Annotated in this window: 25 protein-coding genes; 12 read left to right on the plus strand and 13 right to left on the minus strand. The window is 58.2% G+C overall.

Features of this window, described 5'->3' with window-relative positions:
• Positions 1-84 precede the first annotated feature (84 nt).
• On the plus strand, positions 85-513 hold the full coding sequence (locus WM42_RS02825) for an OsmC family protein (RefSeq protein ID WP_062035615.1): 429 nt from the start codon (positions 85-87) through the stop codon (positions 511-513).
• Between the two features lie 113 nt (positions 514-626).
• Positions 627-1,619, plus strand: a complete 993-nt coding sequence (locus tag WM42_RS02830) for a DUF1906 domain-containing protein (protein ID WP_062035616.1) — start codon at positions 627-629, stop codon at positions 1,617-1,619.
• Here the strand turns inward: WM42_RS02830 and WM42_RS02835 are convergent.
• The 6 genes from WM42_RS02835 to WM42_RS02860 form a co-directional block, all read right to left on the minus strand.
• On the minus strand, positions 1,597-2,715 hold the full coding sequence (locus tag WM42_RS02835; protein ID WP_235591301.1) for a hypothetical protein: 1,119 nt from the start codon (positions 2,713-2,715) through the stop codon (positions 1,597-1,599). The two genes, WM42_RS02830 and WM42_RS02835, sit on opposite strands and share 23 nt — an antisense overlap.
• Before the next feature lie 31 nt (positions 2,716-2,746).
• A complete protein-coding gene (locus tag WM42_RS02840; protein ID WP_062035618.1) occupies positions 2,747-4,399 on the minus strand; it encodes a solute symporter family protein in 1,653 nt (550 codons plus the stop codon).
• Between the two features lie 3 nt (positions 4,400-4,402).
• The gene (locus tag WM42_RS02845) at positions 4,403-4,747 is read right to left on the minus strand and encodes a DUF485 domain-containing protein (RefSeq protein WP_062035619.1); all 345 of its coding nucleotides are present in this window, start codon (positions 4,745-4,747) and stop codon (positions 4,403-4,405) included.
• A gap of 344 nt (positions 4,748-5,091) precedes the next feature.
• Entirely contained in the window at positions 5,092-5,934 is an 843-nt protein-coding gene (locus WM42_RS02850) for an aldo/keto reductase (RefSeq protein WP_062035620.1), read from the minus strand.
• Between the two features lie 130 nt (positions 5,935-6,064).
• A complete protein-coding gene (locus tag WM42_RS02855; protein WP_061921152.1) occupies positions 6,065-6,421 on the minus strand; it encodes an FKBP-type peptidyl-prolyl cis-trans isomerase in 357 nt (118 codons plus the stop codon).
• Between the two features lie 213 nt (positions 6,422-6,634).
• Positions 6,635-7,930 (minus strand): citrate synthase, encoded by a 1,296-nt coding sequence (locus WM42_RS02860; RefSeq protein WP_082787620.1) that lies wholly within the window; start codon positions 7,928-7,930, stop codon positions 6,635-6,637.
• Positions 7,931-8,084: 154 nt separating this feature from the next.
• Here WM42_RS02860 and serC point away from each other — a divergent pair, with 154 nt between their 5' ends.
• The 3 genes from serC (at position 8,085) to WM42_RS02875 (ending at position 11,569) form a co-directional block, all read left to right on the plus strand.
• Positions 8,085-9,215, plus strand: coding sequence for a phosphoserine transaminase (gene serC / locus WM42_RS02865; protein WP_062035621.1), 1,131 nt, complete (start codon positions 8,085-8,087; stop codon positions 9,213-9,215).
• Positions 9,216-9,424: 209 nt separating this feature from the next.
• The gene (gene sepH / locus WM42_RS02870; RefSeq protein ID WP_062035622.1) at positions 9,425-10,693 is read left to right on the plus strand and encodes a septation protein SepH; all 1,269 of its coding nucleotides are present in this window, start codon (positions 9,425-9,427) and stop codon (positions 10,691-10,693) included.
• Positions 10,694-10,741: 48 nt separating this feature from the next.
• Positions 10,742-11,569, plus strand: a complete 828-nt coding sequence (locus WM42_RS02875) for a DUF6928 family protein (RefSeq protein ID WP_062035623.1) — start codon at positions 10,742-10,744, stop codon at positions 11,567-11,569.
• Here the strand turns inward: WM42_RS02875 and WM42_RS02880 are convergent.
• From WM42_RS02880 to WM42_RS02890, 3 genes are all read right to left on the minus strand, one after another.
• Positions 11,530-12,342 (minus strand): TrmH family RNA methyltransferase, encoded by an 813-nt coding sequence (locus tag WM42_RS02880; RefSeq protein ID WP_061921143.1) that lies wholly within the window; start codon positions 12,340-12,342, stop codon positions 11,530-11,532. The genes WM42_RS02875 and WM42_RS02880 overlap by 40 nt on opposite strands.
• Before the next feature lie 5 nt (positions 12,343-12,347).
• On the minus strand, positions 12,348-13,751 hold the full coding sequence (locus WM42_RS02885; RefSeq protein WP_062035624.1) for an NCS2 family permease: 1,404 nt from the start codon (positions 13,749-13,751) through the stop codon (positions 12,348-12,350).
• A gap of 97 nt (positions 13,752-13,848) precedes the next feature.
• Positions 13,849-14,499, minus strand: coding sequence for a DUF3027 domain-containing protein (locus WM42_RS02890; RefSeq protein WP_062035625.1), 651 nt, complete (start codon positions 14,497-14,499; stop codon positions 13,849-13,851).
• A gap of 38 nt (positions 14,500-14,537) precedes the next feature.
• Between WM42_RS02890 and WM42_RS02895 the strand changes: the two genes are divergently transcribed.
• Both WM42_RS02895 and WM42_RS02900 read left to right on the plus strand, forming a co-directional pair.
• A complete protein-coding gene (locus tag WM42_RS02895) occupies positions 14,538-15,377 on the plus strand; it encodes a glutaminyl-peptide cyclotransferase (protein ID WP_061921177.1) in 840 nt (279 codons plus the stop codon).
• 11 nt (positions 15,378-15,388) lie between these two features.
• On the plus strand, positions 15,389-15,994 hold the full coding sequence (locus WM42_RS02900; RefSeq protein WP_062035626.1) for a DUF2771 domain-containing protein: 606 nt from the start codon (positions 15,389-15,391) through the stop codon (positions 15,992-15,994).
• A gap of 83 nt (positions 15,995-16,077) precedes the next feature.
• On the opposite strand, the gene WM42_RS02905 is transcribed toward WM42_RS02900, so the two are convergent.
• A complete protein-coding gene (locus WM42_RS02905; protein ID WP_061921135.1) occupies positions 16,078-16,458 on the minus strand; it encodes a cold-shock protein in 381 nt (126 codons plus the stop codon).
• Between the two features lie 373 nt (positions 16,459-16,831).
• Between WM42_RS02905 and WM42_RS02910 the strand changes: the two genes are divergently transcribed.
• On the plus strand, positions 16,832-17,446 hold the full coding sequence (locus WM42_RS02910) for a resuscitation-promoting factor Rpf1 domain-containing protein (protein WP_062035627.1): 615 nt from the start codon (positions 16,832-16,834) through the stop codon (positions 17,444-17,446).
• Between the two features lie 197 nt (positions 17,447-17,643).
• Here the strand turns inward: WM42_RS02910 and WM42_RS02915 are convergent, their stop codons facing one another.
• Complete coding sequence (locus WM42_RS02915; RefSeq protein ID WP_061921131.1) at positions 17,644-17,829, minus strand: hypothetical protein; 186 nt, start codon at positions 17,827-17,829, stop codon at positions 17,644-17,646.
• A gap of 66 nt (positions 17,830-17,895) precedes the next feature.
• Between WM42_RS02915 and WM42_RS02920 the strand changes: the two genes are divergently transcribed.
• The 4 genes from WM42_RS02920 (at position 17,896) to WM42_RS02935 (ending at position 23,450) form a co-directional block, all read left to right on the plus strand.
• Positions 17,896-19,980, plus strand: a complete 2,085-nt coding sequence (locus WM42_RS02920; protein ID WP_062035628.1) for a helicase-associated domain-containing protein — start codon at positions 17,896-17,898, stop codon at positions 19,978-19,980.
• A gap of 71 nt (positions 19,981-20,051) precedes the next feature.
• Positions 20,052-21,683: a DNA repair helicase XPB gene (locus WM42_RS02925; protein ID WP_062035629.1), complete on the plus strand. Its 1,632-nt coding sequence runs from the start codon at positions 20,052-20,054 to the stop codon at positions 21,681-21,683.
• Between the two features lie 4 nt (positions 21,684-21,687).
• On the plus strand, positions 21,688-22,326 hold the full coding sequence (locus WM42_RS02930; protein ID WP_061921125.1) for a DUF3239 domain-containing protein: 639 nt from the start codon (positions 21,688-21,690) through the stop codon (positions 22,324-22,326).
• A complete protein-coding gene (locus WM42_RS02935; protein ID WP_062035630.1) occupies positions 22,326-23,450 on the plus strand; it encodes an aminotransferase class I/II-fold pyridoxal phosphate-dependent enzyme in 1,125 nt (374 codons plus the stop codon). Before WM42_RS02930 ends, WM42_RS02935 begins: the two co-directional genes overlap by 1 nt.
• Here the strand turns inward: WM42_RS02935 and WM42_RS02940 are convergent.
• On the minus strand, positions 23,431-23,790 hold the full coding sequence (locus WM42_RS02940; RefSeq protein WP_062035631.1) for a DUF2200 domain-containing protein: 360 nt from the start codon (positions 23,788-23,790) through the stop codon (positions 23,431-23,433). The genes WM42_RS02935 and WM42_RS02940 overlap by 20 nt on opposite strands.
• Positions 23,791-23,873: 83 nt before the next feature.
• Positions 23,874-25,066, minus strand: a protein-coding gene (locus WM42_RS02945) for an IS3 family transposase (protein ID WP_370633393.1) whose coding sequence is annotated in 2 segments (ribosomal slippage) — positions 23,874-24,784 and positions 24,784-25,066 — 1,194 coding nt in all. Because the reading frame shifts where the segments join, the coding sequence is not laid out codon by codon here.
• Between the last annotated feature and the right edge of the window lie 358 nt (positions 25,067-25,424).

The raw sequence follows: 25,424 nt of genomic DNA on the forward strand, positions 1-25,424 counted from the left end.
ACGTGGGCAGACTATACAAAACTGCCTAGGGGCTTGGACACTTGGGCCACCTAACAACATGACTCCCCGTTCTAGACTGGCCTCATGTCTGAAGTAACGAAGCACTACACCGTAGACCTCACCCGCCTCGACACCGCCGTATACCGCGCAACCAATTCCGCCGGAGCCAGCATTGAGTTTGGCCGTGACGAGGAGCTCTTTTCCCCTGTTGAGCTTTTACTGGCTGCGGTGGCGGGGTGTTCCGCGGTGGACGTGGACGTGGTGACATCCCGGCGTGCGGAGCCGGAATCTTTTGATGTGCACATGGAAGGCGACCGCGTAAATAAGGACGGGGCATCGCGCCTGTCGGAGGTTCGCGTGGGCTTCGATCTATCGTTCCCGGAAACCCCCGAAGGCAACCAAGCGCGCAGGCTCGTGGACAACCTGATTCGCATCTCCCATGAGAAGGACTGCACGGTATCGCGCACGGTTGAGAACTCCACGCAAGTGACGTTTAGGAACGACTCAAAATAGTTTCCCGAAGTAAAAGCGCGACATGCGGTTGCACTCCGGGAATGCCCCAAGACCTCCTGCTATGGTGCAATTGTTAACTACTGTGACAAATGTGATTACTGCAGGAGCTCAACATGTCACCATCTTTCTCCCGTCGCGGCCTCTTAAAGGTCAGCGCTCTCGCCCTGACCGCAGGCGCCATCGGTTCTGCCGTTCCGAATGCAGCGGCGCTTGGACCGGTGCGCGGCACCATCATCGACTTCGCCGTCGGTGTTCCTTCCGCCGCGGGCATCAAGCGCGCAGGCCACCTCGGCGCCATCCGTTACGTTTCCAAGCGTCGCCCCGGCGCCGAATCCTGGATGACCGGCAAGCCAGTCACCTTGCAGGAGACCAAGGCTAACGCCGCGCAGGGCTTGGCGACGGCCTCCATCTACCAGTTTGGCCGTGCCGAAACCGCCGATTGGAAGCAAGGTGCCGCAGGTGCAGCCATCCACGCCCCGCAGGCTATTGCCCTGCACAGGGCAGCAGGCGGACCGACCAATCGCCCCATCTACATCGCGATTGACGATAACCCGACCCGCGCCCAGTATGACCAGCAGATCAAGCCTTATCTGCAGGCATTCTCCCGCGTGCTTTCTGCCGCGGGCTACCAGACCGGCGTATACGGCAACTACAACACCATCGAGTGGTGCGTGCGCGATGGAATCGGCTCCTTCTACTGGATGCACGATTGGGGCTCGAACGGCAAGATCCACCCACGCACCACGATTCACCAATTGCCGGGCAACATGCAGCGCACCATCGACGGCGTCACCGTGGACATCAACGAGGTCTACGCCCGCGACTGGGGTCAGTGGATGCCGGGCCAGAAGGCCCCTGCTGCGCCAGCCAAGCCTTCCGCACCGAAACCAGCCGCACCGGCACAGCCGGGCAACATCCCGGGTATCTCCCCGCAGTCTTCTGATGCGATGGGTGCGCTTAGCTCCCAGGTAGAGCACGCGGTGCCAGGCATGCGCCTGCCGCAAGTAAACCAGAACGGCATCTCCTACGGCGGCTCTTCCGTCTCCCAGGACCAAATCAAGGGAGCCATCGACCTAGCCTCTACTATTCAGAACGCTTTGAAGTAGCGCTTTCAGATTGAGCCGACGAGGTCGGCTCTTTCTTTATGTCCTTCTTTTTCTCGGCGCTCTTCTTGCCGGCGTCGGTAGGCTCCTTGCTCTTATCCCCGCGCTTGGCCTTGCCACCGTCTTTGCTCTGGTCCTCATCAGAGCCCTTCTTCTCAGATTTCGGCAGAGTCGAGGTCACGGTGATGGTCGTCTTGGAGGCAGGCGTAGAAGGCTTCGAAGGACTTACTGGAGCAACGCTCTCACCGTTGAGCGCCTTTTGGTAGCGGTCAGTGCCCTTACGCAGGTTGCTGCCCGTTACCTCGTCTTTTACAAAGTCCGTGAGATCATCGGCGCTGCCATAGGTGGTAGCTGCAACAACGAAGTTCTTGCCAAAGGAAACCGAAGAGTGCAAGGTCTTGTCATTTGACCAGCCCCACTTGGTGCCCACTACATTTTGCAGTTTCGCCGTGCCGTAGTCCTGCTCGTATCCGTCTTCCGAGATGGGATCGGCGTGGGCCATCGCCACCAGGACCGGGTGGGTGGGGTTATCTTCCTTCAGCTGCACCACGAAGCGCACCACGTCATACATGGAGGTCACCGAAGTGCCCCATTGATCACCGGCCTTCGTGGCCTGCAATCCATATTCCTTTGCCACGGAGTCAATGGAATTCGGGTACTTCTCAAAGAGTTCTTCTGCGCTTGTATCTGAGGAGCTGGCGATCATGTCTAAGGCTTCGTATTTATCCTCGAAGCTTCCCTTTTCGAGCACGTAGGTTGCGATATACAGCTTGATAAGGCTCAATGCTGGGCGTGACTCATGCTCATTTGCCGTTGCCATACGCATTCCATCGCCGATGCGGTAGTAGCTCAGCTGCTGGTCTTTATTACCCTCGAGGAACTGACTGACGTCATCGGGGACGTCGGAAAGCGCAGGCTCCCCCAGCTCATGCCGAAGGTCGGACGCAGACGCATTGCTTGCCGACGCCGAGGCGGCCTTACTATCGTGCTGCTGCGACGGTGTACATGCGCACAACAGGCCGCCGGCGAGTGAAAACGCGGCGAGGGCGGCACCGACCTTCATCGGCACCGCCTTCGTTTTAGACAAAGAATCGAGCACGCATTAGATAATACTCAGTACTCTGCCAGGTTTAGTGGTTGACTGGGGCCTCCACGCCAACGCCGGTCAGAGACCGTACCTCCATCTCTGCGGACAGATCCTCAAAGTCATCCGGCGGGGTCAGGATGGAAACCAACCAGCCTGCGATGAATGCCAGCGGAATGGAAACCAGGCCCGGATTCGACAGTGGGAACAGCGCCCAATCCGCGTTCGGGAACATCGAGGTCTCAGAACCGGATACTGCCGGGGAGAAGAAGATGAGCAGCAGGCAGGAGATGACGCCGGTGTACATGGACGCCACCGCACCGGCCGTATTGAAGCGACGCCAGTAAAGCGAGTACAGGATAGTCGGAAGGTTTGCAGAAGCCGCGACGGCGAAGGCGAGAGAGACCAAGAACGCGACGTTTTGAGTCATAGCCAGAATGCCCAGGATGATGGCAGCGATGCCGAGGACTACGACCGTAACCTGCGAGACACGGACCTGCTCCGACTCGGTGGACTCTCCCTTACGGATAACCGCGTGGTAGATATCGTGCGCGATGGATGCAGACGCGGTAATCGCCAGACCTGCAACTACTGCCAGCACCGTGGCGAATGCAACCGCCGAGATTACAGCCATGAATACCGAGCCGCCGAGTTCTAGCGCCAGAAGCGGAGCTGCGGCATTGGCCCCGCCCGGCGCGGCCAGGATGCGGTCCGGGCCCACGAGTGCCGCGGCACCGTAGCCCAGGATGAGGGTCATCAGGTAGAAAGCACCGATAATGACGATTGCCCAGGTCACGGAACGGCGTGCCTCAGTTGCAGTCGGAACCGTGTAGAAGCGCATGAGCACGTGCGGCAGGCCGCCAACGCCGAGCACCAGAGCGATACCGAGGGAAACGAAGTCCAGCTTGGTGGTCAAAGTCTTTCCATACTTTAAGCCTGGTTCCATGATTTGAGAAGCTTCGTAGCCCTTCTCTTGGAGGTAATCCGAGCCCGCATGCATATCGACGGCGTCGGAGAACAAGGTGCTAAAGCCGCCCTTCACCGCAATGAAGGTCATGATGCACATCGCCACGACGCCGGTGACCAAGAGGACCGCCTTGATCATCTGCACATAAGTAGTGCCCTTCATACCGCCCACCAGAACGTAGACGATCATCAAAACACCCACGATGCCAACCACGACCGCCTGCCAGGTGAAGTCATGGATATCCAAAAGCACCGACACCAGGGAGCCTGCGCCGGCCATCTGCGCAATCAGGTAGAACAGCGAGACAAAAAGCGTAGAGATGGACGCCGCCACGCGTACCGGGCGCTGCTTCAAACGGAAGGACAACACGTCTGCCATGGTGAAGCGACCAACGTTACGCATCGGCTCGGCAACCAGCATCAACGCCACCAGCCAGGCCACGAAGAAGCCGACAGAATACAAGAATCCGTCATATCCGTTGAGAGCGACCGCGCCGACGATACCGAGGAAGGAAGCGGCAGAAAGATAGTCACCCGAAATGGCCAAACCGTTCTGGCGGCCAGAGAAGGTGCCACCACCGGTGTAGAAGTCCGAGGCCTTCTTCGTGGTCTTTCCTGCCCTTAAAACCACCCACATGGTGATGACAAGAAACGCACCAAAAACGGCGATGTTGAGCACCGGGTTTCCGGAGCCTTCTTGCGCTGCCTCAGCAGCTAGGTTGAAGGTCAGCATAATCTATCCCTCCAATGCCTCACGAATAGCTGCTGAACGCGGCTCAATTTTCTTGTTGGCGTACTTGACGTAGATCCACGTAATCGCGAACGTGGTGACAAATTGGGCGAGCCCGAATACGAGCCCCACGTTCCACCCACCGCCAATTTCGGTGCCCATGAATCCAGGCGCAAAGACGGCAGCCAACACGTAGATGACGTACCACAGGAAGAAGGCAATGGTCATCGGGAAAGTGAAGTTACGATATGCACCGCGTAACTGCTTAAACTGCGGGCTATCGCGCATCTCGATGAAGTCCTGCGCTGTCGGTTCGCGGCGCTCGAGCATCGAGGTAGGTGCGCTAGTCATGTCGCTCTCCTTGGGTTCTCAAGATTCCACACGAAAGTGATTAATGAACCACACGAGATAGAGATAGTGTGATGAATCACGTTTCGCCTTACGAGTAAGTTACCCAATTCACATTGCGAGGTTGTAAAGCTTGCCAATCGATTTTTGATTAGCAAGCCTTAGCTACCCCCTAACCCCATTGCTTACTGCACTTTTTAAAGCGTGAAAAGTACCCCCATATCTTTCAACGCTCGAGTTTGCAAACATTGCGAAAGTCCACATGGCAAGAAAAGGCGGCAGAGAACTATGCCGTTCCCTGCCGCCTCTAGGCCGTTTTCTGAGGGCCGAAAGGCCCGCTTTAACGTTTAACCCGGAAACTCACGCGGGTCCTTGTACAAGCGCCCAGCCGCGCCGTTATCGAGGGCGTCGATTGCCGCAATGTCATCGTGGCTAAGCTCCAGCTGCGCGGCCGCCAAGTTCTCCTCGAGGCGCTCACGCTTGGTGGATTTCGGGATTACGGAAATCCCCTTGGCTAGAAGATAGGCGATTGCTACCTGTCCCGGGGTTGCCTCAAGGCGCTGCGCCACATTCTTGATCTCCGCATTGTTAAGGACCTCTCCCCTCGCCAGCGGCGACCATGCCTCTGTAACAATGCCATGTTCATCATGGAATTCTCGCAACTCCGGCTGGGTAAACCCCGGATGCAGCTCCACCTGGTTCAACACTGGAACGATACCCGTTCGCGCGATGATCTCCTGCAGCGTTTCCTCGTAGAAGTTAGCCACGCCGATGGAAGCGATCTGCCCCATGCCCTGCAGACGAGCCATCTCCTCAAAGGTCTCCACATAGAGTCCAGCCTGTGGCCACGGCCAGTGGATCAGGTAGAGGTCTAGGTAGTCCAGCTGCAGCTTTTTCAGCGATTCAGTAAATGCTGCGTCTACCCCCTTCGCCCCGTGGCTGTCATGCCAGACCTTGGAGGTGATGAAGAGCTCATCACGGGTGACGTCACCGGCGCGCATCGCATCATTTAGGGCCTGGCCTAGCTCTGCCTCGTTCTCATACAAGGTTGCAGTATCGAAATGGCGGTAGCCGAGCTCGATGGCTTCACGTACCGCCGTGATACATTCCTGACCCGTCATCTTGTAGGTGCCCAGACCAAGCTGTGGCATCTCGCGATCATCATTAAAAGAGATAAATGGGACACTCATGGTTCCATTGTGCACGAGTTTCGCCACGCGTGACGCCGAAAAATTCAAGTTCTTGCGCCCGCAAAAAAGAAACTCCACCTTCTGCCCTAGCAATTCGGGGCAAAAGGTGGAGCCAAAAAAGAAACGTTATTTACGCACGCAGCAGGTCGATAACGAAGACCAAGGTGCGTCCAGCAAGTGGATGCGCTCCGCCAGCTGGGCCGTATGCCTTCTCCGGAGGGATGATGAGCTTGCGACGGCCGCCCACCTTCATGCCCGGGATACCTTCCTGCCAACCTGCAATGAGGCCAGTCAGCGGAAACTCGATGGACTGTCCGCGACCCCAGGAAGAGTCGAATTCCTGGTTGTCCTCATACGAGACGCCCACGTAGTGAACCTCAACAAAGCCACCCGGCTGTGCCTCTGCGCCGTCGCCGACGATGATGTCCTCGATAACTAGCTCAGTCGGGGCCGGCTCAGTATGAGCCTCAATTACGGGCTTATCCATTGGGGAAAATCCTCCTTGGGAAACGTTTGTGATATCGATTCGGCGCCTAGTTGTCTCGCTTTTAGGCCGAGAACTAGGCCTGCACGAACGGCGAAAGCCGAATCGCAGTGTGCCCAGTATAAGGGTTCATCTGCGATTCGGCTTTATTTGGCCTACGCAATGACTTGTTTTGTCATCATTTCGTGACTAAAGCCATGCAGTCCAAAAGGCCTATTACGCACGCTCAGCGCGCGGGGAAACGGTGCGCAAGGTCTCGCCGGTGTAAATCTGGCGCGGACGGTTAATCTTGGTGTTCAGATCCAGCTGCTCGCGGTACTGAGCGATCCAACCCGGTAGGCGGCCGATGGCGAACAGGACGGTGAAGAAGTCCGTCGGGAAGCCCATGGCGCGGTAGATGAGGCCGGTGTAGAAGTCGACGTTCGGGTACAGCTTGCGAGAAACGAAGTACTCGTCCTCGAGAGCGATCTTCTCGAGCTCCATTGCCAGATCCAGCATTGGGTCGCCGCCCAGGTGCTCGAGGATCTCGTGTGCGGTCTCCTTGACGATGGCTGCGCGTGGGTCGTAGTTCTTGTACACGCGGTGGCCGAAGCCCATCAGACGGACGCCCTTTTCCTTGTTCTTCACGCGGTTCATGAAGTCGGTTGCGTCGCCGCCGTTGTTCTTCTGGATTTCATCGAGCATCTCGAGAACGGCTTGGTTTGCGCCACCGTGCAGCGGGCCGGACAGAGCGTTGATGCCGCCAGCGATAGCAACGAAGAGGTTTGCCTGTGCGGAACCGATCATGCGGACGGTGGAGGTGGAGCAGTTCTGCTCGTGGTCTGCGTGCAGGATGAGCAGCTTGTCCAGAGCCTTCGCGACGACTGGATCGACGTTGTACTCCTCGGTTGGGTAACCGAACATCATGCGCAGGAAGTTCTCGCGTGCGTTCAGGTTGTTGTCCGGGTACATGTAAGGCTTGCCCTGGGACGCGCGGTAAGCGTATGCAGCCAGCATCGGAACCTTAGCCAGCAGGCGGACGGTTGCCTTGTCCAGCTGCTCCTCATCCAACGGGTTGAGCTGGTCCTGATAGTAGGTGGAGAGAATGTTAACGGAGGATGCCAGAACCGCCATCGGGTGCGCATTGCGCGGGAAGATGTTGAACTGCGCCTTGAAGTCCTCATCCAGCAGGGTGTGGTGGCGAATTTCATCGTTAAAAGCGCTCAGCTGCTCCTGGTTTGGCAGCTCGCCCTTGATGAGGAGGTAGGAAACCTCATTGAAGGTGGCGTTGTTTGCCAGATCCGCTATGTCGTAGCCGCGGTGGCGCAGGATGCCTTCCTCACCGTTAATGAAGGTGATCTTGGACTCGGTGGAGCCGGTAGCGGCGTAGCCGGGGTCAAAGGTTACGAGGCCAGTCTCATTGCGAAGCTTGCCAATATCAAAGCCAGAGTCACCTTCGGTGGACTGCTTGATATCCATCTCGTACTCGCCACCTGGGTAGTGGAGAACAACCTTGTTGTCTTCAGAAGCCACTTGTTGATCCTTTCTCAACACTTAAAACACCGACTCCAAACCGGCATTACGTTTTAAATCTCTTCACACTTTATCAAAATTTGTGACGCTGCCAACATCCTAAACTTTTAACGTTTACCAATAGGGTGACCGAAATTAGGTTAGACTGTGCCTCATGCTCCACACAGAACCGACTTTACCTGCAGATCTTCTCCCCATCGACGGTCGCTTCGGATGCGGCCCTTCCAAGGTACGACCCGCCCAAATTGAGGCAATTACTGCGGGGGCTAAATCCATCATCGGCACTTCTCATCGCCAGCCCGCCGTGAAAAACGTGGTGGGTTCGATTCGCGAGGGATTGCGAGATCTATTCAAGCTTCCAGACGGCTATGAGATTATTCTTTCGGCCGGCGGCGCCACCGCTTTTTGGGACGCCGCGACGTTCGGCCTCATCGAAAATAAGTCCGCGCATTTGACCTACGGAGAGTTCTCTTCGAAGTTTGCCAAGGCAAGTATTGGTGCACCGTGGCTCACAGCGCCCATCGTTTACGACTTCCCCGCCGGCACCGCTCCCGACCCACGCACGGTGGATTTCGGCGATGCTGACGTTGTGGCGTGGGCACACAATGAGACCTCGACGGGCGCGATGGTTGACGTGCTGCGCCCACAGCCAAATAATCCGGAGCAACTCGTTGTCATCGATGCGACCTCGGGCGCTGGCGGATTGCCCATCACGATGGCCGAGGCTGACGTCTACTATTTCTCGCCGCAGAAGTGCTTCGCATCCGAAGGTGGGCTCTGGCTCGCGGCGGTCTCCCCTGCTGCGATTGAACGCATCGCAAAGCTTAATGCTGCACAACGTTATATCCCGGCTTTCCTGAACCTGCAGACCGCCGTGGATAACTCGCGCAAGAACCAGACCTATAACACTCCAGCCGTGTCTACTCTTCTGATGCTGGAAAATCAGGTCCGCTGGATGAACGACAACGGCGGGCTCGACGGTATGGTTACGCGCACCACAGCTTCCTCCACCATTGTTTATGACTGGGCCGCATCGCGAAAAGAGGCCAAGCCTTTCGTCGCCGAGCCCGCTGGCCGCTCGTTAGTCGTGGCAACCATCGACTTTGACGAGACCGTGGATGCTACGGCCTTAGCCAAGGCCTTGCGGGCGAACGGCATCGTGGATGTCGAACCTTATCGCAAGCTAGGGCGCAACCAACTGCGAATTGGTATGTTCCCCGCGATTGAGCCAGACGACGTCGCAAAGCTCACGCAAGCAATCGACTACCTCCTGGATAGGCACTAAGCGCAACTGACAGGGCTTTTCCAGCCAACATGCCCCGCGTTCTTCATAAGGCGCGGGGCTTTCTGGGTTAAAGTGGATTTCATCACACGCACCTCGTTGGGGTGTGGATCGATTGCACTAGTCGCAATGCCTAGATGCGGTTTTAAATAAACTGTCAGTATCCAAATCCGTTGTCCGAATCCGTCGACAAGCAAAAGGAGCGCCCCTCAATGCGCGAGCTCTTCCTCGCAAAAAGCGACTCAACCACTACTTCTTTGGTCATGGAAACCGAAGAAGGCGAAGAGTTTTTCCTGGCCGTCACCGACGATCTCCGCGAGATTCTAGGCGCACCTAAGCCAGAGGATGACGCATGGGGCAATGTCTCCAGGCTCCCGTTCGCGGCGGACGCAGATGACTCTACGGATGCTGCAGATTCTGTGAATTCTGCAGCATCCAGCGACGCAGACTCGGCTGCAAGCACCGCCTCCGCTGGCGAACACGAACAGCGCGACGCGGAAGCAAAGAAAGATGACGACGAGTCATCCACCGCGGCTGAGTCCACTGACTCCACTGCGCCTGCTGAGCCACAGCTGACCACAACCACTCCGGCGCCTATTTCGCAGCCGCGCTCTGGCATGCGTGACCACGGCGACTCCCGCCCGCACGCAATCAGCCTGCGCCCGGCGGAAATTCAGGCCCGCATCCGCGCTGGCGCATCTGCTGCAGAGATCGCCGAGGAAATTGGCGCCCCCGAATCCCGCATCGAGCCTTTCGCACACCCGGTACTGCTGGAGCGCGCCCGCATTGCCGACGTCGCCAAGCAGGCCCACCCCATCCGCGAAGACGGCCCGGCCAAGCTGACTCTCTGGGAGATTCTCGCCACGGCCTTTGCCGCACGCGGCCACTCCCTCTCCGAGTCGACCTGGGATGCCTACCGCCATCAGGGCGAACCGTGGATCCTTCGCATCACGTGGAAGGCTGGCTTGTCTGAGAACGAGGCGGAGTGGACCTTCAAGCAGTCCATGTCCTCACCGGCTACCGTGGAGGCTCGCAACTCCGTTGCCGCCGATCTCACCGACCCTGACTTCGTACAACCAGTGCGTTCCCTGACCTCCGTCGGCCGCGGCGAGCGCTATGACAAGGCCATAGACGGCGAGACGCCGAGCGCAGTCACCAACATCACCGACTTCACTGCACCGACGGTCGTACCGGATCCGCAACCTGCTGATGTCGAAGCGGACTCCGCCAATGCAGACTCCGGCGCTACCGGCGCGGCCCGCCCTGCTGGCGCCGCTGAAACTCAGGCTTCTGGTTCAAAGGCCTCCACAGCTACCGAATCTGCGTCGGATAAGTCGAAGGCAGAAAGCACCGATGAAGAGTTCCTGCAGAACCCATCGCCGGAGCCAAAGCCAAAGAGCCGCCGTCGCCGCGCTACGACCCCACACTGGGAAGACGTCCTGCTCGGAGTGCGCTCTAACACCAAGCGTCCGCGCGAGTGAACGCGAGTGGATTGACAGCCAAGAAAAGTAATTAAGCGAGTTTTTACCGTGGACCCTAAACCTGTTCTCACTCTCTGGTACGTCACTGTCGAAGATCCCGCTGCTGTGCTGCGGGAGGAGCCAAAGGCCGATCGCGGCTTTGGCCGGAAATTCTTGGCACAACTCAATCCCAACCTGCCCGTAACCCCCATCGGGCAATTTCCTCTCAATCGCTCTGCCCAGGCTGGCGATAGCGAGTACTACATCGGCGGATACCCTGGCGTTACCGTGGTTCAGACGGTCATCGAGGAAGAATCCATGGTGCTCTCGCGCCTTCCAGAGCAACTCTTGAAGGCGGTTCCCGCGCTCGAAATCTATGCCTTCGTCTCGCAGGAAAGCACCGGCTATGCCGGTTTTGCGCACTGGACGGCCGGTGAGCTCAAGCGCTGCCTGTGCGGTACGCGCTTTAACCTGCAGGAAGACTCCGGCCTACCAGAGCCCTTTGAGGCGCCGTTCTGGGCCGGTGAAAAATACGAACCGGTCGGCGGTATCTCTCTGCCTTTCGAACCACAGGGCATCACCGAAGCAGCGCAGTCTTATTGGCTCGGCGTGGAAGTAAATGACCAAGGCCCCGACCTCGACGTCGTGGGTTATGCCACCGACGGACGGCCCGAGCCCAAGGTCGCGCCAAAGAAGCCGGAGCGCAGCCTCGGCGCCATCGCCTCTGCTTCCGTGTCCAAGCTCGGCTTCAACGACTACGACGATTACGAGGCCCACGACCAAGAACCAGAGTCCACTGGCGAGGAAATTCTCGAAACCGCCAAACGCCTCGGCGGGCTAATCGGCAGCTACGTGCGTCAAACCTCGAAGTCAATTCGGGAGCGCTGGCGCTCATAAAAAGCGATGGCCGCTGAGGTAGCCACGTTGAGCGAATCTGTACCTGGGGCCATCGGTATGCGTGCGCGCACATCGGTGGCCTTCATCGCATGTTCGGTAAGGCCGGGGCCTTCTGCGCCCACGAGCAGAGCAGCCTTTGAAGCTCCCTTAAGCGCGTCTGCCAAGTGTACAGCCTCTGGGTGCGGGGTCAAGGAAACGAGGCGGAAGTCGGCGTCGCGAAGCGCCTGCAGAGAACGCTGCCACGTGGTGTATCCGCCGTCCAGATGGGCAAAAGGCAAACGCAACACATGGCCCATGGATACGCGCACCGAGCGACGATAGAGCGGGTCTGCTGCGCCCGAACCCAACAGCACGGCGTCAACGTCCATGCCCGCCGCATTGCGGAAGATGGCGCCGATATTTTCGTGGTCACCCACGCCCTCAAGCACCACCACGGTGCTTGCCGTCTCCAAGATCTCGTCCAAGCTCGGCTCAGGCGCGCGGTCTGCGGCAGCCACCAACCCTCGGTGCATGTCAAAGCCGGCGACGGCCGCGAGCGTTTCTCGCGAGACCTCGTACATCGGACAACCTGGATCCCCATACTCTTCCACGTAGGCATCCAGCTTTGCACCAAAACCTACGACGCAGCGCAGCGGGAAACGCGAGTCAGCCAAGCGGGAGACCACCAGATGACCTTCGGCAATGACAAGACCCTCGCCTTTCTTGTCCGACTTATTCAAGTCACGGACGTCATCAAGGCGAGGGTCTAAAGGGTCAGTAATTACTTCACGCATGCACGCTAGCTTAGCGCGTTGGTCAGCGGAGCCATGCCGAAGTAGACCACGAAGAGCGCGGCGATGAGCCACATGAGCCAGTGCACCTGCTTTGCCTTACCGGCAAACGCAGACATCAGGGCGAAGGCGATGAAACCCACGCCGATGCCGTTTGCAATGGAGTAGGTAAACGGCATGACCACGATGGTGAGGAAGGCCGGGATGGCAACTTCCATCTTGGTCCATTCGATGTCCTTGAGCTGGCTTGCCATCATTACGCCGACGATGACCAGAACCGGAGCGGCCGCTTCGATAGGAACGATCTCATAGAGCGGAGTCAAAAACATCGCGAGCAGGAAGATGACACCTGTGGTGATGTTGGCCAGGCCGGTCTTCGCGCCGTCACCAATGCCGGCTGCGGAATCCGCAAAGACGGTGTTGGAGGAAACCGAGCCCAGACCGCCGGCGATGGCGCCGGCGCCTTCTACCACCAGTGCGGTGCGCATGTCTGGCAGGTTGTCATTCTCATCGACCAGCCCTGCCTGCTTGCCCAGTCCATTCATAGTGCCCATGGCGTCGAAGAAGTTCGTCAGCAGCAGGGTGAAGATAAGCAGCACGGTAGCCACGACGCCGAGCTTGGTAAAAGCACCCACGAGGCTGACCTCGCCCACGATGGATAGATCCGGCAGGCCGCCCAAGGAACCAGGAATCTCTGGTGTTGCCATACCCCAGTCCTCAGAGCCGAAGATGGCCTGCAGGATCATTGCGATGACAGTGGTGATGACGATGCCCAGGAACAGGCCGCCGCGGACCTTGCGGATAACCATGAAGGAACAAAGCAAAAGGCCTAGGACGAAGACGAAAGCCGGCCAGGTGGAAATAGAGCCATTGATGCCAAGGCCCACCGGAACCGTGGTGTGCGCTGCATCGGGGACACGCGTTACAAAACCGCCATCGACAAAGCCGATGATGGCGATGAACATGCCGATGCCCACACCCATCGCAGCCTTCATCGAGGCCGGAATGGCATCGAAGACCGCTTGACGGAAGCCCGAGATGGCGAGCAAAACAATGATGATGCCTTCGAGTACCACCAGGCCCATGGCGTCTTTCCACTCCAAGCCTTTGGTGGAGACCATGGTGACGGCAACAAAGGTATTCATACCCAGGCCCGCCGCCATGGCGAATGGATAGCGCGCAATCGCGCCGAAGGCAATGGTCATGATGCCGGCTATTAACGCGGTAGCTGCGGCGACCTGCGGAATTCCCAAGGTACGGCCTGCAGCATCGGGCGAGGTGCCGAGGATGAGCGGGTTGAGAAGAATGATGTAGGCCATCGCGAAGAACGAGACCACGCCGGCGCGAACCTCGGTTCCGATTGTGGAACCGCGTTCAGAGATTTTGAAATAACGATCGAGAGCAGCGTTCATCGCTTTTGAGACAGCCCCTTTACCTAGTGCCAGGAGGATTGAGTTTTACTGGCCTTAGTAAAGTATTTGCGGCTCCAGAAAGCAAACCACGAAAGCGCTAGTAGATAGGTTTTTCGTCGTCAAAAGCGGTTTCGGTCACGGATCCTTCTTCCCGGATTTTTGTCTCCGAATGCGCGCCGCATCCGTATCTTGCGTGCACTACACGGCCATCTGCCGAAAATTCGTTAGCGCACACACCAAAGTTATCCATCAGCTCCAAATAGAAAGCACAGGTCTTACACTGCAGCGGCGCTTGCGCGGCCATCTCGGTATTAGGGCCAAAGGAGCCAGTGCGCCACCTCTTTTTCGCCTCATCTAAACCCTTTGCGGAAAGCTTGCCGTCTTCCAAGCGTTCGTCGTAAGGCGCAGGCGGCATCAAATCGCCCGGGCCCAAATCCCCCGGACGCACGCGCTCGTTATACGGCACCCACTCCGGGGCTTGCAGTGCCTGTTGCCCCGGCACCAGCGCTACCTCGTTAACGGTGATAAAACGCGAGCCCTCCGCGCAGGCCACAACCGCTTGCCATTCCCAGCCTGGGTAGCCTGGCATATCTGCTTCAAAGCGATGGGTTGCGACGTTACGGCCTAGCCCTGCGACTCCGCGGTGCTTGCCGACGCCGCCCTCTCCTACTTCTTCCACTGCAGCGCGAGCAATGCGCACGGCGGTCTTGTTAAGAAGTGGGTTCGTTGGCTCATTCTGCTTAGTCACGCACTACATTATCCATGACATCGTGCACAATGACTTCCATGGGTTCTTCTAAATCTTCTCTCGCTTTGACTTCCACCGCCGTTTTAAGCGCGCTTAGCGCAATCGGCCTGCTTGCCGGTTGCAGCAGTTCAGAGGGCGATTCGCCGGCTCAAGAAGGAACAAACGTGCCACGCGAAGTTGAGCATCTATCCGTTTCCATCAAGGAACACACTGCCATGCTCCCCAATTCTTTTACCCAGGGCCTCGAAGTTGATCCCGCGGGCAAGCTGTTGGTGGGAACTGGCCTATACGGGCAATCCCGGTTACTGCGCCTGCAACCCGGCGCGAAGGAACCCGAGCAGGAAGTGTCACTGCCTCCTTCTTTGTTCGGTGAGGGCATCACACAAACCCAGGATGCGATTTGGCAGTTGACGTGGAAGGCGGGCGAGGCCATCAAGCGGGATCCCGTAACCCTCGAAGAGACCGGCCGCGCTCGCTATGAGGGCGAGGGCTGGGGATTGTGTGCCGCGGGCGAGGATAAATCTGAGCTCATCATGTCTGATGGAAGCAACGAGCTGCGACATCTTGATGCCCAAACTTTCGAAGAGACTGCACCACGGACCCCCGTTACCTTGGAGGGCCAGGCGGTAGAAGAGATTAATGAGTTGGAATGCGTGGACGGCCAGGTCTTTGCGAATGTGTGGATGAGCGAGGATATTTTGCGCATTGATCCCACAAGCGGCGAGGTCACCGCGGTTATTGATGCTGCGGGACTGAATAAATCTGGGCCGCAAACCCAAAACGATGTACTCAATGGCATCGCCCATATTCCAGGAACGGAAGAATTCTGGATTACTGGTAAGCGGTGGGTTGATTTGTATCGCGTGACCTTCGAGTAGGATTCTTTGCCATGGCAACCCGTAAGGAAGCAAGGAAGAAGTCGCTGCTGCAGCTTTTGGCGCTGATTATCGCCGTGGCAGTCATTGTGGTCTCCGTGGTCTTATTCCAGAATTGGTGGAATAGCCGCCCAGGTCCTGAGCCGCAGGACATCACCGTCAAGGCCAGCGTGGGTGAGAAGAGTCTCGACGTTGCGCCTTATATGGTCTGCGAGCTGGGCACCGAATGCCCTGAGGGCGAGGCTCCAAACCTCACCGTCGGCAAGGATGACACTTTGCATCTAGAGATCCCAGAAGAGATCTCCAACCACGAGTGGCGCATCCTTTCCATCTACGATGACCCGGCGGCTAACGACGAGCAGATTCACGGCGCCGGCGATTCTTCCACCGTGGACGTTCCGGGTTCTGTTGACCCCATCAAGGCCTCTACAGGAAAGCGACCGCGCCTGATGGTGGTCGAGATTTCCTCGCTGATGATTGGCACCGATGGCAAGGGCGAGGAGGCGCCGTTTAGCACCGTGTGGTCCCTTTCCACGATGTCTGACAAGGAGCTTGCCGAGGCCACAAAGACCGCTGCACCTGATAAGCCCACCGAGCCGAGCAAGGCTGCTTCCAAATAAACGCAGCCTGCGAAAAAGCGCGAGCCCAACTTCTAGATTCCCACAAGGGGAGACGAAGTTGGGCTCGCGCTTTTGCTTGATTTTTAGCTATCCAAATCCTTGGCGATGGCACGCAGGATTTCAGCGACCTGACGGCCAGTCTTGCGCTCTGGGTAGCGCCCCTGCGCCAGCACCGGCTGCACCTGGGTTTCCAGCAGCGTCATTACATCGGAGAGCATGCTCGACAGCTCGTCCGGCTTACGGGAAGGAGTGCGGCGGCGCGGCTTGTCCAAAACCTTGACACGCAGTGCCTGTGGACCGCGGCGGCCTGCCGCGAAATCAAAGTCGATCCGCTGGCCTTGGACCAGCTCGTCGACGCCCTCGGGCAGCACGTTGCGGCCGACGTAGACATCCTCATCGCCGGGGTTGCTCACAAAGCCGAAACCCTTGTCAGCATCAAACCACTTAACTTTGCCGATTGGCACGCCCCTACTCGCTTTCTTACTCGGGAATAAAGAGAATTATTCTAACTCCTATAACACAGCAATTGAAGTTGCTGTCACATAAACAACACACGTTACAGGGGTGATCTAATTCACATTTTCGGAACGACCTGCGAAAATGCAATGAGTTCCCAGAGGAAAGACGCCATGCCGAGTCAGTTACGTGACTATTTCGTTATAAACCGTTACTGTTTGGGACAGGCACTTGGCCGCCAGCGAGGAAGTCTCGCCCCCACACGCAGTCCGGGCTTCCCCGTGGCGGCCGATATTTGTGCAAGACAACTTTAAAGCAATTACTTTTGCCGGACTGAGCACAACGTGGGCGCGAGAAATCTAGAGAAGAGGAATACTTTTAATGGGACGCCACTCCGCTAAGAACAACTCGTTCGCTACCAAGTTCGCAGCTTCCACCGTCGCCGTCGGCGCCGCTGCAGCCATCATGGCACCGACCGCATCCGCTGCTCCGGATTCCGACTGGGACCGCCTCGCGCAGTGTGAGTCCGGCGGAAACTGGGCAATCAACACCGGCAACGGCTACTACGGCGGTCTGCAGTTCTCCGGCCAGACCTGGTCCGCATTCGGTGGCGGTCAGTATGCACCGACCGCAAACCAGGCAACTCGTGAGCAGCAGATCGCTGTCGCTGAAAAGATCCTGGCTTCCCAGGGCTGGGGCGCATGGCCTGCTTGCTCCGCTTCCTTGGGCCTGAACTCCGCACCAACCCCGCGTGACGCCGCTCCGGCACCGGCTCCAGCACCGGCTCCAGTTCAGCAGGCAGCTGCACAGCCTTCCGACGAGCTGGCTGTTGACGCTCTCTACAAGATGGTCGAGGACACCGCAGCTAAGTACGGGCTGGCTATCCCGGCTGAGTTTGCAAACCAGTACAAGGCAAACCGCCACAACTTCGACGCGTTCTACTCCGCGAACCGCCAGTTCATCGATCCGATCGCTCAGCTCATCGAAAACCTCTAAGGCTTTTTCAAACTAAAGCTGCGCAGATTCGCGTTTAAAGCTCCCAGCCCTAGGTGGAACTTTCCAGTTCCTTCTGGCTGGGAGCTTTTGGTTTTCTTAGCGTACGAAAAATGGCCCCACCACAAAACGGCCGCTAAAGGGCGCGCGGTGGGGCTAGGCCTGCGTTAGGCTAAAGGATTTTCTTCTAAGTAAGAGCTTTAGCGGTTAACGCGGGTGTATGGGTGCACGTAGTTGAGCTTCTCCGCCGGCATTGGCAGGATCAGATCGTCACCGAACGGGCTGGATGCACCAGCGAACGGCGCGTAGATTTCGGTAATTGCGTGCTCGCGATTTTCATTCTTCGGCCAAGCCGGGGATACGAAGCCATTCTTCTTATTCGACATAGGCCTTATTATTCCAAACCCCGGCCCAAAAAGTAACTCAATAACCCACTAAACTTATTCGCCACCATGACCCCACCTCACAGCACTTCCTCCGCGACGGTTCAATTCCGCACGTGGCTTGCAGATCTTGACCAAGAGCAGCTTTCGACGCTGCTTGGCTATCGCAGCGATGTGCTCTCACCGCTACCCCCGGGAATCGCCCCGTTGGCAACGCGCCTTAGCCTGACCACTTCCCTAGCGCGCGCACTCGCGCAGTGCGATGCCGAGTTGCTTGCTACTGCCGAGGACATCGCTTTGCGGGGCGGCGAACTGGAACCCGTAGAAGTTTTGGCCCCAGAGCCAACCGCAAGGTTGCTCGAGCGGGGCCTCGCATTCGAAGTGGAAGCACAGGGCGTATGCCTTGCCCCAGGGCTCATGCAGGCGCTTCCCACCGGGTGGTCGCTGCTCCATCAGAGCACCACCAACCCCGAGGAGATCACGGCACTGCCCGAGGATGAGGCACGGATTCTGCAAACCCTGGCCGCCTCTGGCGGAATGGGCGCTACTCGCGACGCAGCTCCCGATGCTGATCCCACGCGCCCAATCCCCCGCCTTTTGGCCAAGAGCATTCTCACCCGCGTCGATTCCCACACCGTGCGGCTACCGCGCGCCGCCCGCCGCGCGCTGGAGGGACACAGCCCCGAGCTCATTCCGCTGCGCCCAAGCGGCCGTGCCGGCACCCCGCCACTAGAGAAGAAGGCGGGGGAAGCAGGCGCCGCCGCTGGGCTGCAAGTAGTTCGCGAGCTGGAAAGACTCATCGATCTTGTCGGTGCTCGCCCCATCGAGCTTTTGAAAGACAAGACCGTAGGCGTTCGCCCGCAGGCCCAACTCGCTAAGGAACTCGGAATCACAGAGCTGGAGCTGCGCCGCCTGGTTTGCCTCGGCTTTTCCGCTCGTCTCCTAAGCCGCGGCGAACCGAAGGGCTTGAAGGGCAACTTCTTAGCGCCTACCCAAGGCGCACAGGAATGGCTGGATGCCGGCCTGTCTGAGAAGTGGAGCCTGCTCCTCGATGCCTGGCAGTCCTCTACCTGGCAGCCTTGGGCCGAAGGCCGCCTGCTTTCCGCCGAGAGCGTCTCTGAGCATTTGGCCCGCCACCGCCGCACGGTGATGGACGTCTATGCCCACGCCTCAGTCCCACTTAGCAAAGAGGAATTTTCCGAAGAGCTGCGCTTCCGCGCCCCGCTTTTTACAACGCACACGAAGTCCTCCACCATCGATGCCCTCGTTGCCGAAGCTGAATGGATCGGAGCCATTGCGCTAGGCCAAGCCACCCAGGTGCTGCTGGATCCTGCGGCCACGCATACCCTTACCCCGGAAGAAGTGGACTACTTCATCATCCAGGGCGATCTCACGGTCTTGGTTCCCGGACCGCTGGAGGCCAGCGCGCATCGCCGGTTGGGAGATCTCGCGGACTTGGAATCGCCAGGCCTAGCCAGCGTCTACCGTATTAGCGCGTCCACGCTGCGCCGCGGCTTGGACGTAGGCATGACGGCGCAAGAGATCACCGACTTCTTCGCCGCCCACAGCGAGGTGCCTCAGACCCTCGAGTTTCTCATCCGCGACGTCGATAGGCGCCACGGCACGCTGCGCTCCGGCCCTGCGCTGGCGTACCTCCGCAGTGAAGATCCCGTCCTTCTCGAAATGGCGGTGCGGGCGGTGCCAGAACTGCGCCGCATCGCTCCTACCGTCGCAATATCGCAAGTGCGCGTCGGTGAGCTGCTGGAGAAACTGCGCGCCCACGGACTTGCTCCCGCCGGCGAAGATGAAACAGGTGCTTCCCTGAATATGGCGCTCAAGCCCTACGCACTGCCTACTCCGGCACCTCGCAAGGCTGGCCCCACTCGCCCGGATCCGACGAGCGTCGCCAAGGCTCTGCTTGATACCGAATCACCCGCGCCCACCGCCGCGGATGAATCCAGCCTCGACGTCCTTCACGCTGCTGCCCGCGGCGGGCGCCCCGTCAAGATCACCTATGCGGATAAGAACGGCAATTCTAAGTCCAGGACTGTAAAGCCGCTGTCCGTCGCCGGAGGTCAGGTCGATGCCACCGGCAGCGATGGTTCCACCATCCGCTTCCCTTTGCACCGCATCACTGCCGTGGAACTCGCTTAGCGCCAGCAGGGCGATCGGGGCTATACTTTTGGCTTTCTACCATTGGCGAGCCTGTACAAAGGAGCAAGTAGATGCCCGGACCGCTCATCGTGCAATCTGACAAGACGGTGCTCTTGGAGGTCGACCACGAAGACGCTGCCGCAGCCCGCATCGCGCTTTCGCCCTTTGCAGAACTGGAGCGCGCGCCAGAGCACGTTCACACTTATCGCATCACACCGCTGGCGCTGTGGAATGCCCGCGCCGCGGGCCACGACGCCGAGCAGGTGGTCGACGTGCTCGAGCGTTATTCGCGTTTCCCGGTTCCGCAGGCGCTGCTTATCGACGTCGCGGAGACCATGTCGCGCTACGGCCGCGTGCGCCTCCACTCGCATCCGGCGCACGGCCTCATCTTGGAATCTGCCGAGGTTCCGATCCTCGAAGAACTCGCGCGGCACAAGAAGGTCAGCCAACTGCTGGGCGCTCGCATCGATGACAGCACATTCGCCGTGCCGCCTTCGCAGCGCGGCCGCCTCAAGCAGGAGCTGCTCAAGGCCAACTGGCCCGCCGAGGATCTTGCCGGTTACGTCGACGGCGAGTCCCACCCCATCTCTTTGGTGGAGGAAGGCTGGGCGCTGCGCGATTACCAATCCTATGCCGCAGAATCCTTCTGGTCCGGCGGCTCCGGCGTGGTCGTGCTGCCCTGTGGCGCCGGCAAGACCATCGTGGGCACGGCGGCGATGGCCAAGGCCCAAGCCACCACGTTGATCCTGGTTACCAATACAGTGGCCGGACGCCAGTGGCGCAACGAGCTGCTGCGGCGTACCTCATTGACCGAGAACGAGGTTGGCGAATACTCCGGTGAAAAGAAGGAGATCAAACCGATCACAATCGCCACCTATCAGGTGGTAACCCGCAAGACGAAGGGCGAATACCGCGCCCTTGAGCTCTTCGACTCCCGCGACTGGGGTCTAATCATCTACGACGAGGTCCACCTGCTTCCTGCTCCCGTGTTCCGCATGACTTCGGATCTCCAATCGCGCCGCCGCTTGGGCCTTACCGCCACGCTCATCCGCGAGGACGGGATGGAGGGAGACGTCTTCTCCCTCATCGGCCCCAAGCGCTACGACGCCCCGTGGAAGGAGCTCGAAGCCGCCGGCTACATCGCCACGGCGGAGTGCATCGAGGTACGCGTTGACATGGACGCCGAGGAGCGGATGCTCTATGCCACGGCGCAGGCGCGGGATCGCTACCGAATCGCGGCGTCGTCAAGCGCAAAGCACCGTGCCGTGGATAAGATTTTGGCCAAGCATGCTGGCCAGCAAGCACTCATCATTGGTGGTTACGTGGAGCAACTGGAAGAACTCGGCTCGCACTTGGGCGCGCCAGTAATCGACGGCAAGACCTCGAACTCCAAGCGTGAAAAGCTCTTCCAAGCTTTCCGCGACGGCGAGGTGCAAACACTCGTGGTCTCCAAGGTGGCAAACTTCTCCATTGATCTTCCCGAAGCTGCCCTAGCTATTCAGGTCTCCGGCACCTTCGGCTCGCGGCAGGAAGAAGCCCAGCGCCTAGGACGCCTCTTGCGCCCGAAGGAAGACGGTAAGGAAGCAAAATTTTACACGCTCGTCACCCGTGATTCCGTGGATGCGGACTATGCGCTCCACCGCCAGCGCTTCTTGGCGGAACAGGGATACGCGTACCGTCTCGTCGACGAAGTAGACTTATGACCTGATGAAGATTTTCAAGTTTCAGGTCGACGAGACCTACGCCAAGAAGAACAATGAACTCCTGCGCGATTCCGCGCGCCTGCGCAACTCCGGCCTCATCATGGGCTTGCTGCTCATCATCGGTGCCGCTGCGGTCTACATGACTGTGGATGCGGACTGGGGATTTACCATTGGCCTCGGTATGTTGCTCTTCGGCATCCTCGTGGCCATCGTGGGCGTTGCAGCCGCGCGCCAGGTTGGCACCGCACAGCACCTCTATGATTCCTACCCGCTGGCACCAGCAGTGGTAGCTGAGGTCAACGAACGTGACATGGTGCTGATGGCGCTAGTGAACACCAACGTTGATCCCGGGCTTCCGCCGCGTTGGGCAGCTTGCCTGCGCACCGTTACTTCCGTGCCAGGTGTCAAGCGCACTGTGGGCACAAAGCTGCCGGTTGCCGCAGTTTCCGGTCACCGCAACAACAGCGATAAAGAACACTGGCAGCAGGTCACCCCGATGCCCATTGCATGGGGCACGCCGGACGCTGAGGTCGTCACCATGGCGCGTAAGGCAATCCCGGAAGACCAGTGGCAAAAGCTCGACCGTGCCCGCAAGCGCCTCAATGATGTGAAGGCCACCCGTTACGATCTTTTGGTGCTCTAATGACGGTTAAACGTCTGCAGCAATTTGGCGAGACCATCTTCGCCACCATGACCCAGCTGGCAATCGATAATGACGCCATCAATCTGGGACAAGGCTTCCCGGACTCTGATGGGCCAGAGCGCATGTTGGAGATCGCGCAGGAGCAGATTGCGACGGGAAATAATCAATACGCTCCCCTGCGCGGGCGCCCTGAGCTTGTCGACGCACTGGCGCATTACTACTCAGTTTCTCGCAAAGCAATCGTGGTCACCGCAGGCGCCACGGAGGCAATCACAGCGACTGTTCTCGGCTTGGTAGAGCCGGGCCAGGAAGTCATCGTCCTTGAGCCCTATTACGACGCCTACGCCGCCGCAATCGCGCTTGCCGACGCCACCCGCGTCGCCGTGCCGCTCAAGCCTTCCGGAGAAAGCTGGGACCTCGACGTCGATGCTGTGCGCGCCGCTGTGACGGATAAGACCGCGATGGTGATCGTGAATTCCCCGCATAACCCCACCGGTTCAGTATTTAGCCACGCCGCGCTGCAGGGCCTGCGCGACGTTTGTGTGGAACACGATCTACTGGTGCTCTCTGACGAAGTCTACGAGGACCTTACCTTCGGGTCTGCCACGCACGTGGACATCCAGCGTATCCCGGGCATGGAAACCCGTACGGTCAAGGTCGGCTCGGCGGCTAAGTCCTTTAACGCCACGGGCTGGAAGACGGGCTGGGCATTCGCACACCCAGACCTTCTAGACGGAGTGATAAAGGCAAAGCAGTTCATGACATTTGTATCTGCCACGCCTTTCCAAGCCGCAGTGGCCCACGCACTGGTATATGAGCGGGACTGGCAGAAGGCTATGGTGGAAGAGCTGGCCGAATGCCACGATATCCTAGTTGATGGCCTGCGTGAGGCCGGCTACCAAGTGCACGAGACTCAAGGCACTTACTATCTAGTCGCCGACGTGAGCTCCTCTGGTATGGACGGAGTTGAATTCTGTACAAAGCTCCCCGAGACACACGGGGTTGCTGCTATCCCACTTGCCGCCTTTGCCGATAACCCCGAACCATGGCGCTACAAAGTTCGTTTCGCGTTCTGTAAGCGCCCTGAGGTAATCAAAGAGGCAGTTAAGCGTCTGAGCGCTTGACCTTCTCCAAAGCCTTACCCTTCGCCAGTTCGTCAATTAGCTTGTCGAGCTGGCGAATATTTTGCATCATTGGGTCCTGCACCTCCTGAACTTTCACGCCGCAGATACTGCCGGTGATAAGAAAGCGATGCGGATTCATCTCTGGTGCTTGCTCGAAGAACTGCTCAACAGTAAGTTCCCCAGCCGCAGCGATGCCTGGGACATCGTATCCCGTGAACCAGGAAATAACCTCATCTACCTCAGCGCGAGTACGGTCCTTACGTTCCGCCTTGGCGATATAGGCGGAATGGATCTGCTCCCACCGCATGCTAAAAATTCGAGGCTTAGAAGTATATGACATGGCTTCTATCCTACTGCTGGGCCGCAAACATCCTTCTCCAAGGTTGGGCCTGACCCCCGGAAAGTAGACACGTCGGGGGTTAGCTATGCTGCTTGGGTCAGTGTAGCTGATGTGAGTGCTTCGAAGTCATTGGGGGCTAGAAGGTTGCACCAGGAGTGCCGTCTGCGGGTGTTGTAGCGCATGCACCATCGAAAGACTTCCTGCCGGCAGATAATGGGATTATCAAAGACTTTCCGATCACGTAGCACTTCACGTTTTAAGGTGGCGTTAAATGATTCTGCCAGGGCATTATCGGCACTAGTTCCCACCGCGCCCATGGATTGGCGTACACCAAGTTGGGCGCAGTGGTCCCTAAACGCCTGTGAGGTGTACACACTTCCATGATCAGAATGGAAAATAGCCCCGTCAAGGCTTCCGCGGACTGTGCTGGCATGGGACAAAGCCTCGATGACCAGTGAGACACGCATGTGGTCTGCGAGTGCATAACCTGCAAGTTTTCGTGAATAGGTGTCAATGACCGTGGCCAGGTACATGTTCTTACCGCCCTTACACGGCAGGTAGGTGATGTCGCCTACATAAACACGGTTCGGCTCGTCAGCGGTGAATGTACGGCCTACTAAATCTGGCATGACACGGTGACCAGGCTTGCGCCGGGTGGTGATGCATCGACGCCGTTTGCTAAAGCCTTTTAGCCCCATGGATTTCATGATGCGCGCAACCTTCTTATGGTTGATCGGGCCGAAGTCCGTATCGTCGTTGAGGCTTGCAGCGATGCGTTTAGCACCATAAAGCCCGTTCTCATCATCAAAGATGGCCTTGATTCTTGCACCAATAAGGGCATCGGAACATATCTTTAACCTGCGATTTTCGTGGGTGTTGACCCATTTATAAAACGAGGAGCGATTGAGCTTTAACACATGGCACATCCGCTTGACCGAGTACTCGGTTCGGTGGTCATAGACAAACTGGAAGCGGATCACCAGCGTGTCTCTTCGGCAAAATATTTCGCGGCCTTGCGCAGAATATCGCGTTCTTCGCGCAGCTTCGCGTTCTCTTTTTCTAGCTGGCGGATTCGCTCGGAATCAGTCGTCTCCTTGGCGTTGTCGCGCATGGCCTTCGTGCGGGCACGTTTGCCGGTGCCGTATTGCTGAAGCCAGGAGAAAAGCGAGGAACGATTGACTCCAAGCTCTGCTGAAGCCGCGTGAAGTGAAAGGTCCTCATTGTTTTCATAGAGGGCCACAGCATCACGTTTGAACTGTTCGGAATACCTAGGCATGGTGGTAGATTACCTTTCTTCCCAACCCAACCGGGCTGGATATCAGGTGTCTACCAAACAGGGGTCAGGTCCGTTCATCAACGCCACGTTGAACTACTCCGCTCCCCCGCTACACACGGATCGGAGATGCCGGTTAATAGTTTCCGTGCTGAAACAAGCTGCATTCGGACCATCGAAGCCATAAAATCTAGCGGCCCCAACGCTGCTCGATGGTTCGAATGCAGATCCCAACTCCTCATCCGCGTGCGAACCAATCTCTAATTCACATTGTTTTTAGCCACAGTGACAATTCAGAAGGCTGACCCGTATAGTCCATAAACCACGCGATAATGAACATCGCAGTTGCCTGGGATAGTTC

It is taken from the genome of Corynebacterium simulans, assembly GCF_001586215.1.
Lineage (GTDB): Bacteria > Actinomycetota > Actinomycetes > Mycobacteriales > Mycobacteriaceae > Corynebacterium > Corynebacterium simulans.

Excerpts from the sequence above, each read along its gene's own strand:
- WM42_RS02910 (WP_062035627.1), top strand. The coding sequence starts at position 16,832 with ATGGGACGCCACTCCGCTAAGAACAACTCGTTCGCTACCAAGTTCGCA.
- serC (WP_062035621.1), top strand. The coding sequence starts at position 8,085 with ATGCTCCACACAGAACCGACTTTACCTGCAGATCTTCTCCCCATCGAC.
- WM42_RS02935 (WP_062035630.1), top strand. The coding sequence starts at position 22,326 with ATGACGGTTAAACGTCTGCAGCAATTTGGCGAGACCATCTTCGCCACC.
- WM42_RS02930 (WP_061921125.1), top strand. The coding sequence starts at position 21,688 with ATGAAGATTTTCAAGTTTCAGGTCGACGAGACCTACGCCAAGAAGAAC.
- WM42_RS02900 (WP_062035626.1), top strand. The coding sequence starts at position 15,389 with ATGGCAACCCGTAAGGAAGCAAGGAAGAAGTCGCTGCTGCAGCTTTTG.
- sepH (WP_062035622.1), top strand. The coding sequence starts at position 9,425 with ATGCGCGAGCTCTTCCTCGCAAAAAGCGACTCAACCACTACTTCTTTG.
- WM42_RS02915 (WP_061921131.1), bottom strand. The coding sequence starts at position 17,829 with ATGTCGAATAAGAAGAATGGCTTCGTATCCCCGGCTTGGCCGAAGAAT.
- WM42_RS02880 (WP_061921143.1), bottom strand. The coding sequence starts at position 12,342 with ATGCGTGAAGTAATTACTGACCCTTTAGACCCTCGCCTTGATGACGTC.
- WM42_RS02895 (WP_061921177.1), top strand. The coding sequence starts at position 14,538 with ATGGGTTCTTCTAAATCTTCTCTCGCTTTGACTTCCACCGCCGTTTTA.
- WM42_RS02920 (WP_062035628.1), top strand. The coding sequence starts at position 17,896 with ATGACCCCACCTCACAGCACTTCCTCCGCGACGGTTCAATTCCGCACG.
- WM42_RS02845 (WP_062035619.1), bottom strand. The coding sequence starts at position 4,747 with ATGACTAGCGCACCTACCTCGATGCTCGAGCGCCGCGAACCGACAGCG.
- WM42_RS02825 (WP_062035615.1), top strand. The coding sequence starts at position 85 with ATGTCTGAAGTAACGAAGCACTACACCGTAGACCTCACCCGCCTCGAC.
- WM42_RS02840 (WP_062035618.1), bottom strand. The coding sequence starts at position 4,399 with ATGCTGACCTTCAACCTAGCTGCTGAGGCAGCGCAAGAAGGCTCCGGA.
- WM42_RS02885 (WP_062035624.1), bottom strand. The coding sequence starts at position 13,751 with ATGAACGCTGCTCTCGATCGTTATTTCAAAATCTCTGAACGCGGTTCC.
- WM42_RS02850 (WP_062035620.1), bottom strand. The coding sequence starts at position 5,934 with ATGAGTGTCCCATTTATCTCTTTTAATGATGATCGCGAGATGCCACAG.
- WM42_RS02830 (WP_062035616.1), top strand. The coding sequence starts at position 627 with ATGTCACCATCTTTCTCCCGTCGCGGCCTCTTAAAGGTCAGCGCTCTC.
- WM42_RS02925 (WP_062035629.1), top strand. The coding sequence starts at position 20,052 with ATGCCCGGACCGCTCATCGTGCAATCTGACAAGACGGTGCTCTTGGAG.
- WM42_RS02940 (WP_062035631.1), bottom strand. The coding sequence starts at position 23,790 with ATGTCATATACTTCTAAGCCTCGAATTTTTAGCATGCGGTGGGAGCAG.
- WM42_RS02855 (WP_061921152.1), bottom strand. The coding sequence starts at position 6,421 with ATGGATAAGCCCGTAATTGAGGCTCATACTGAGCCGGCCCCGACTGAG.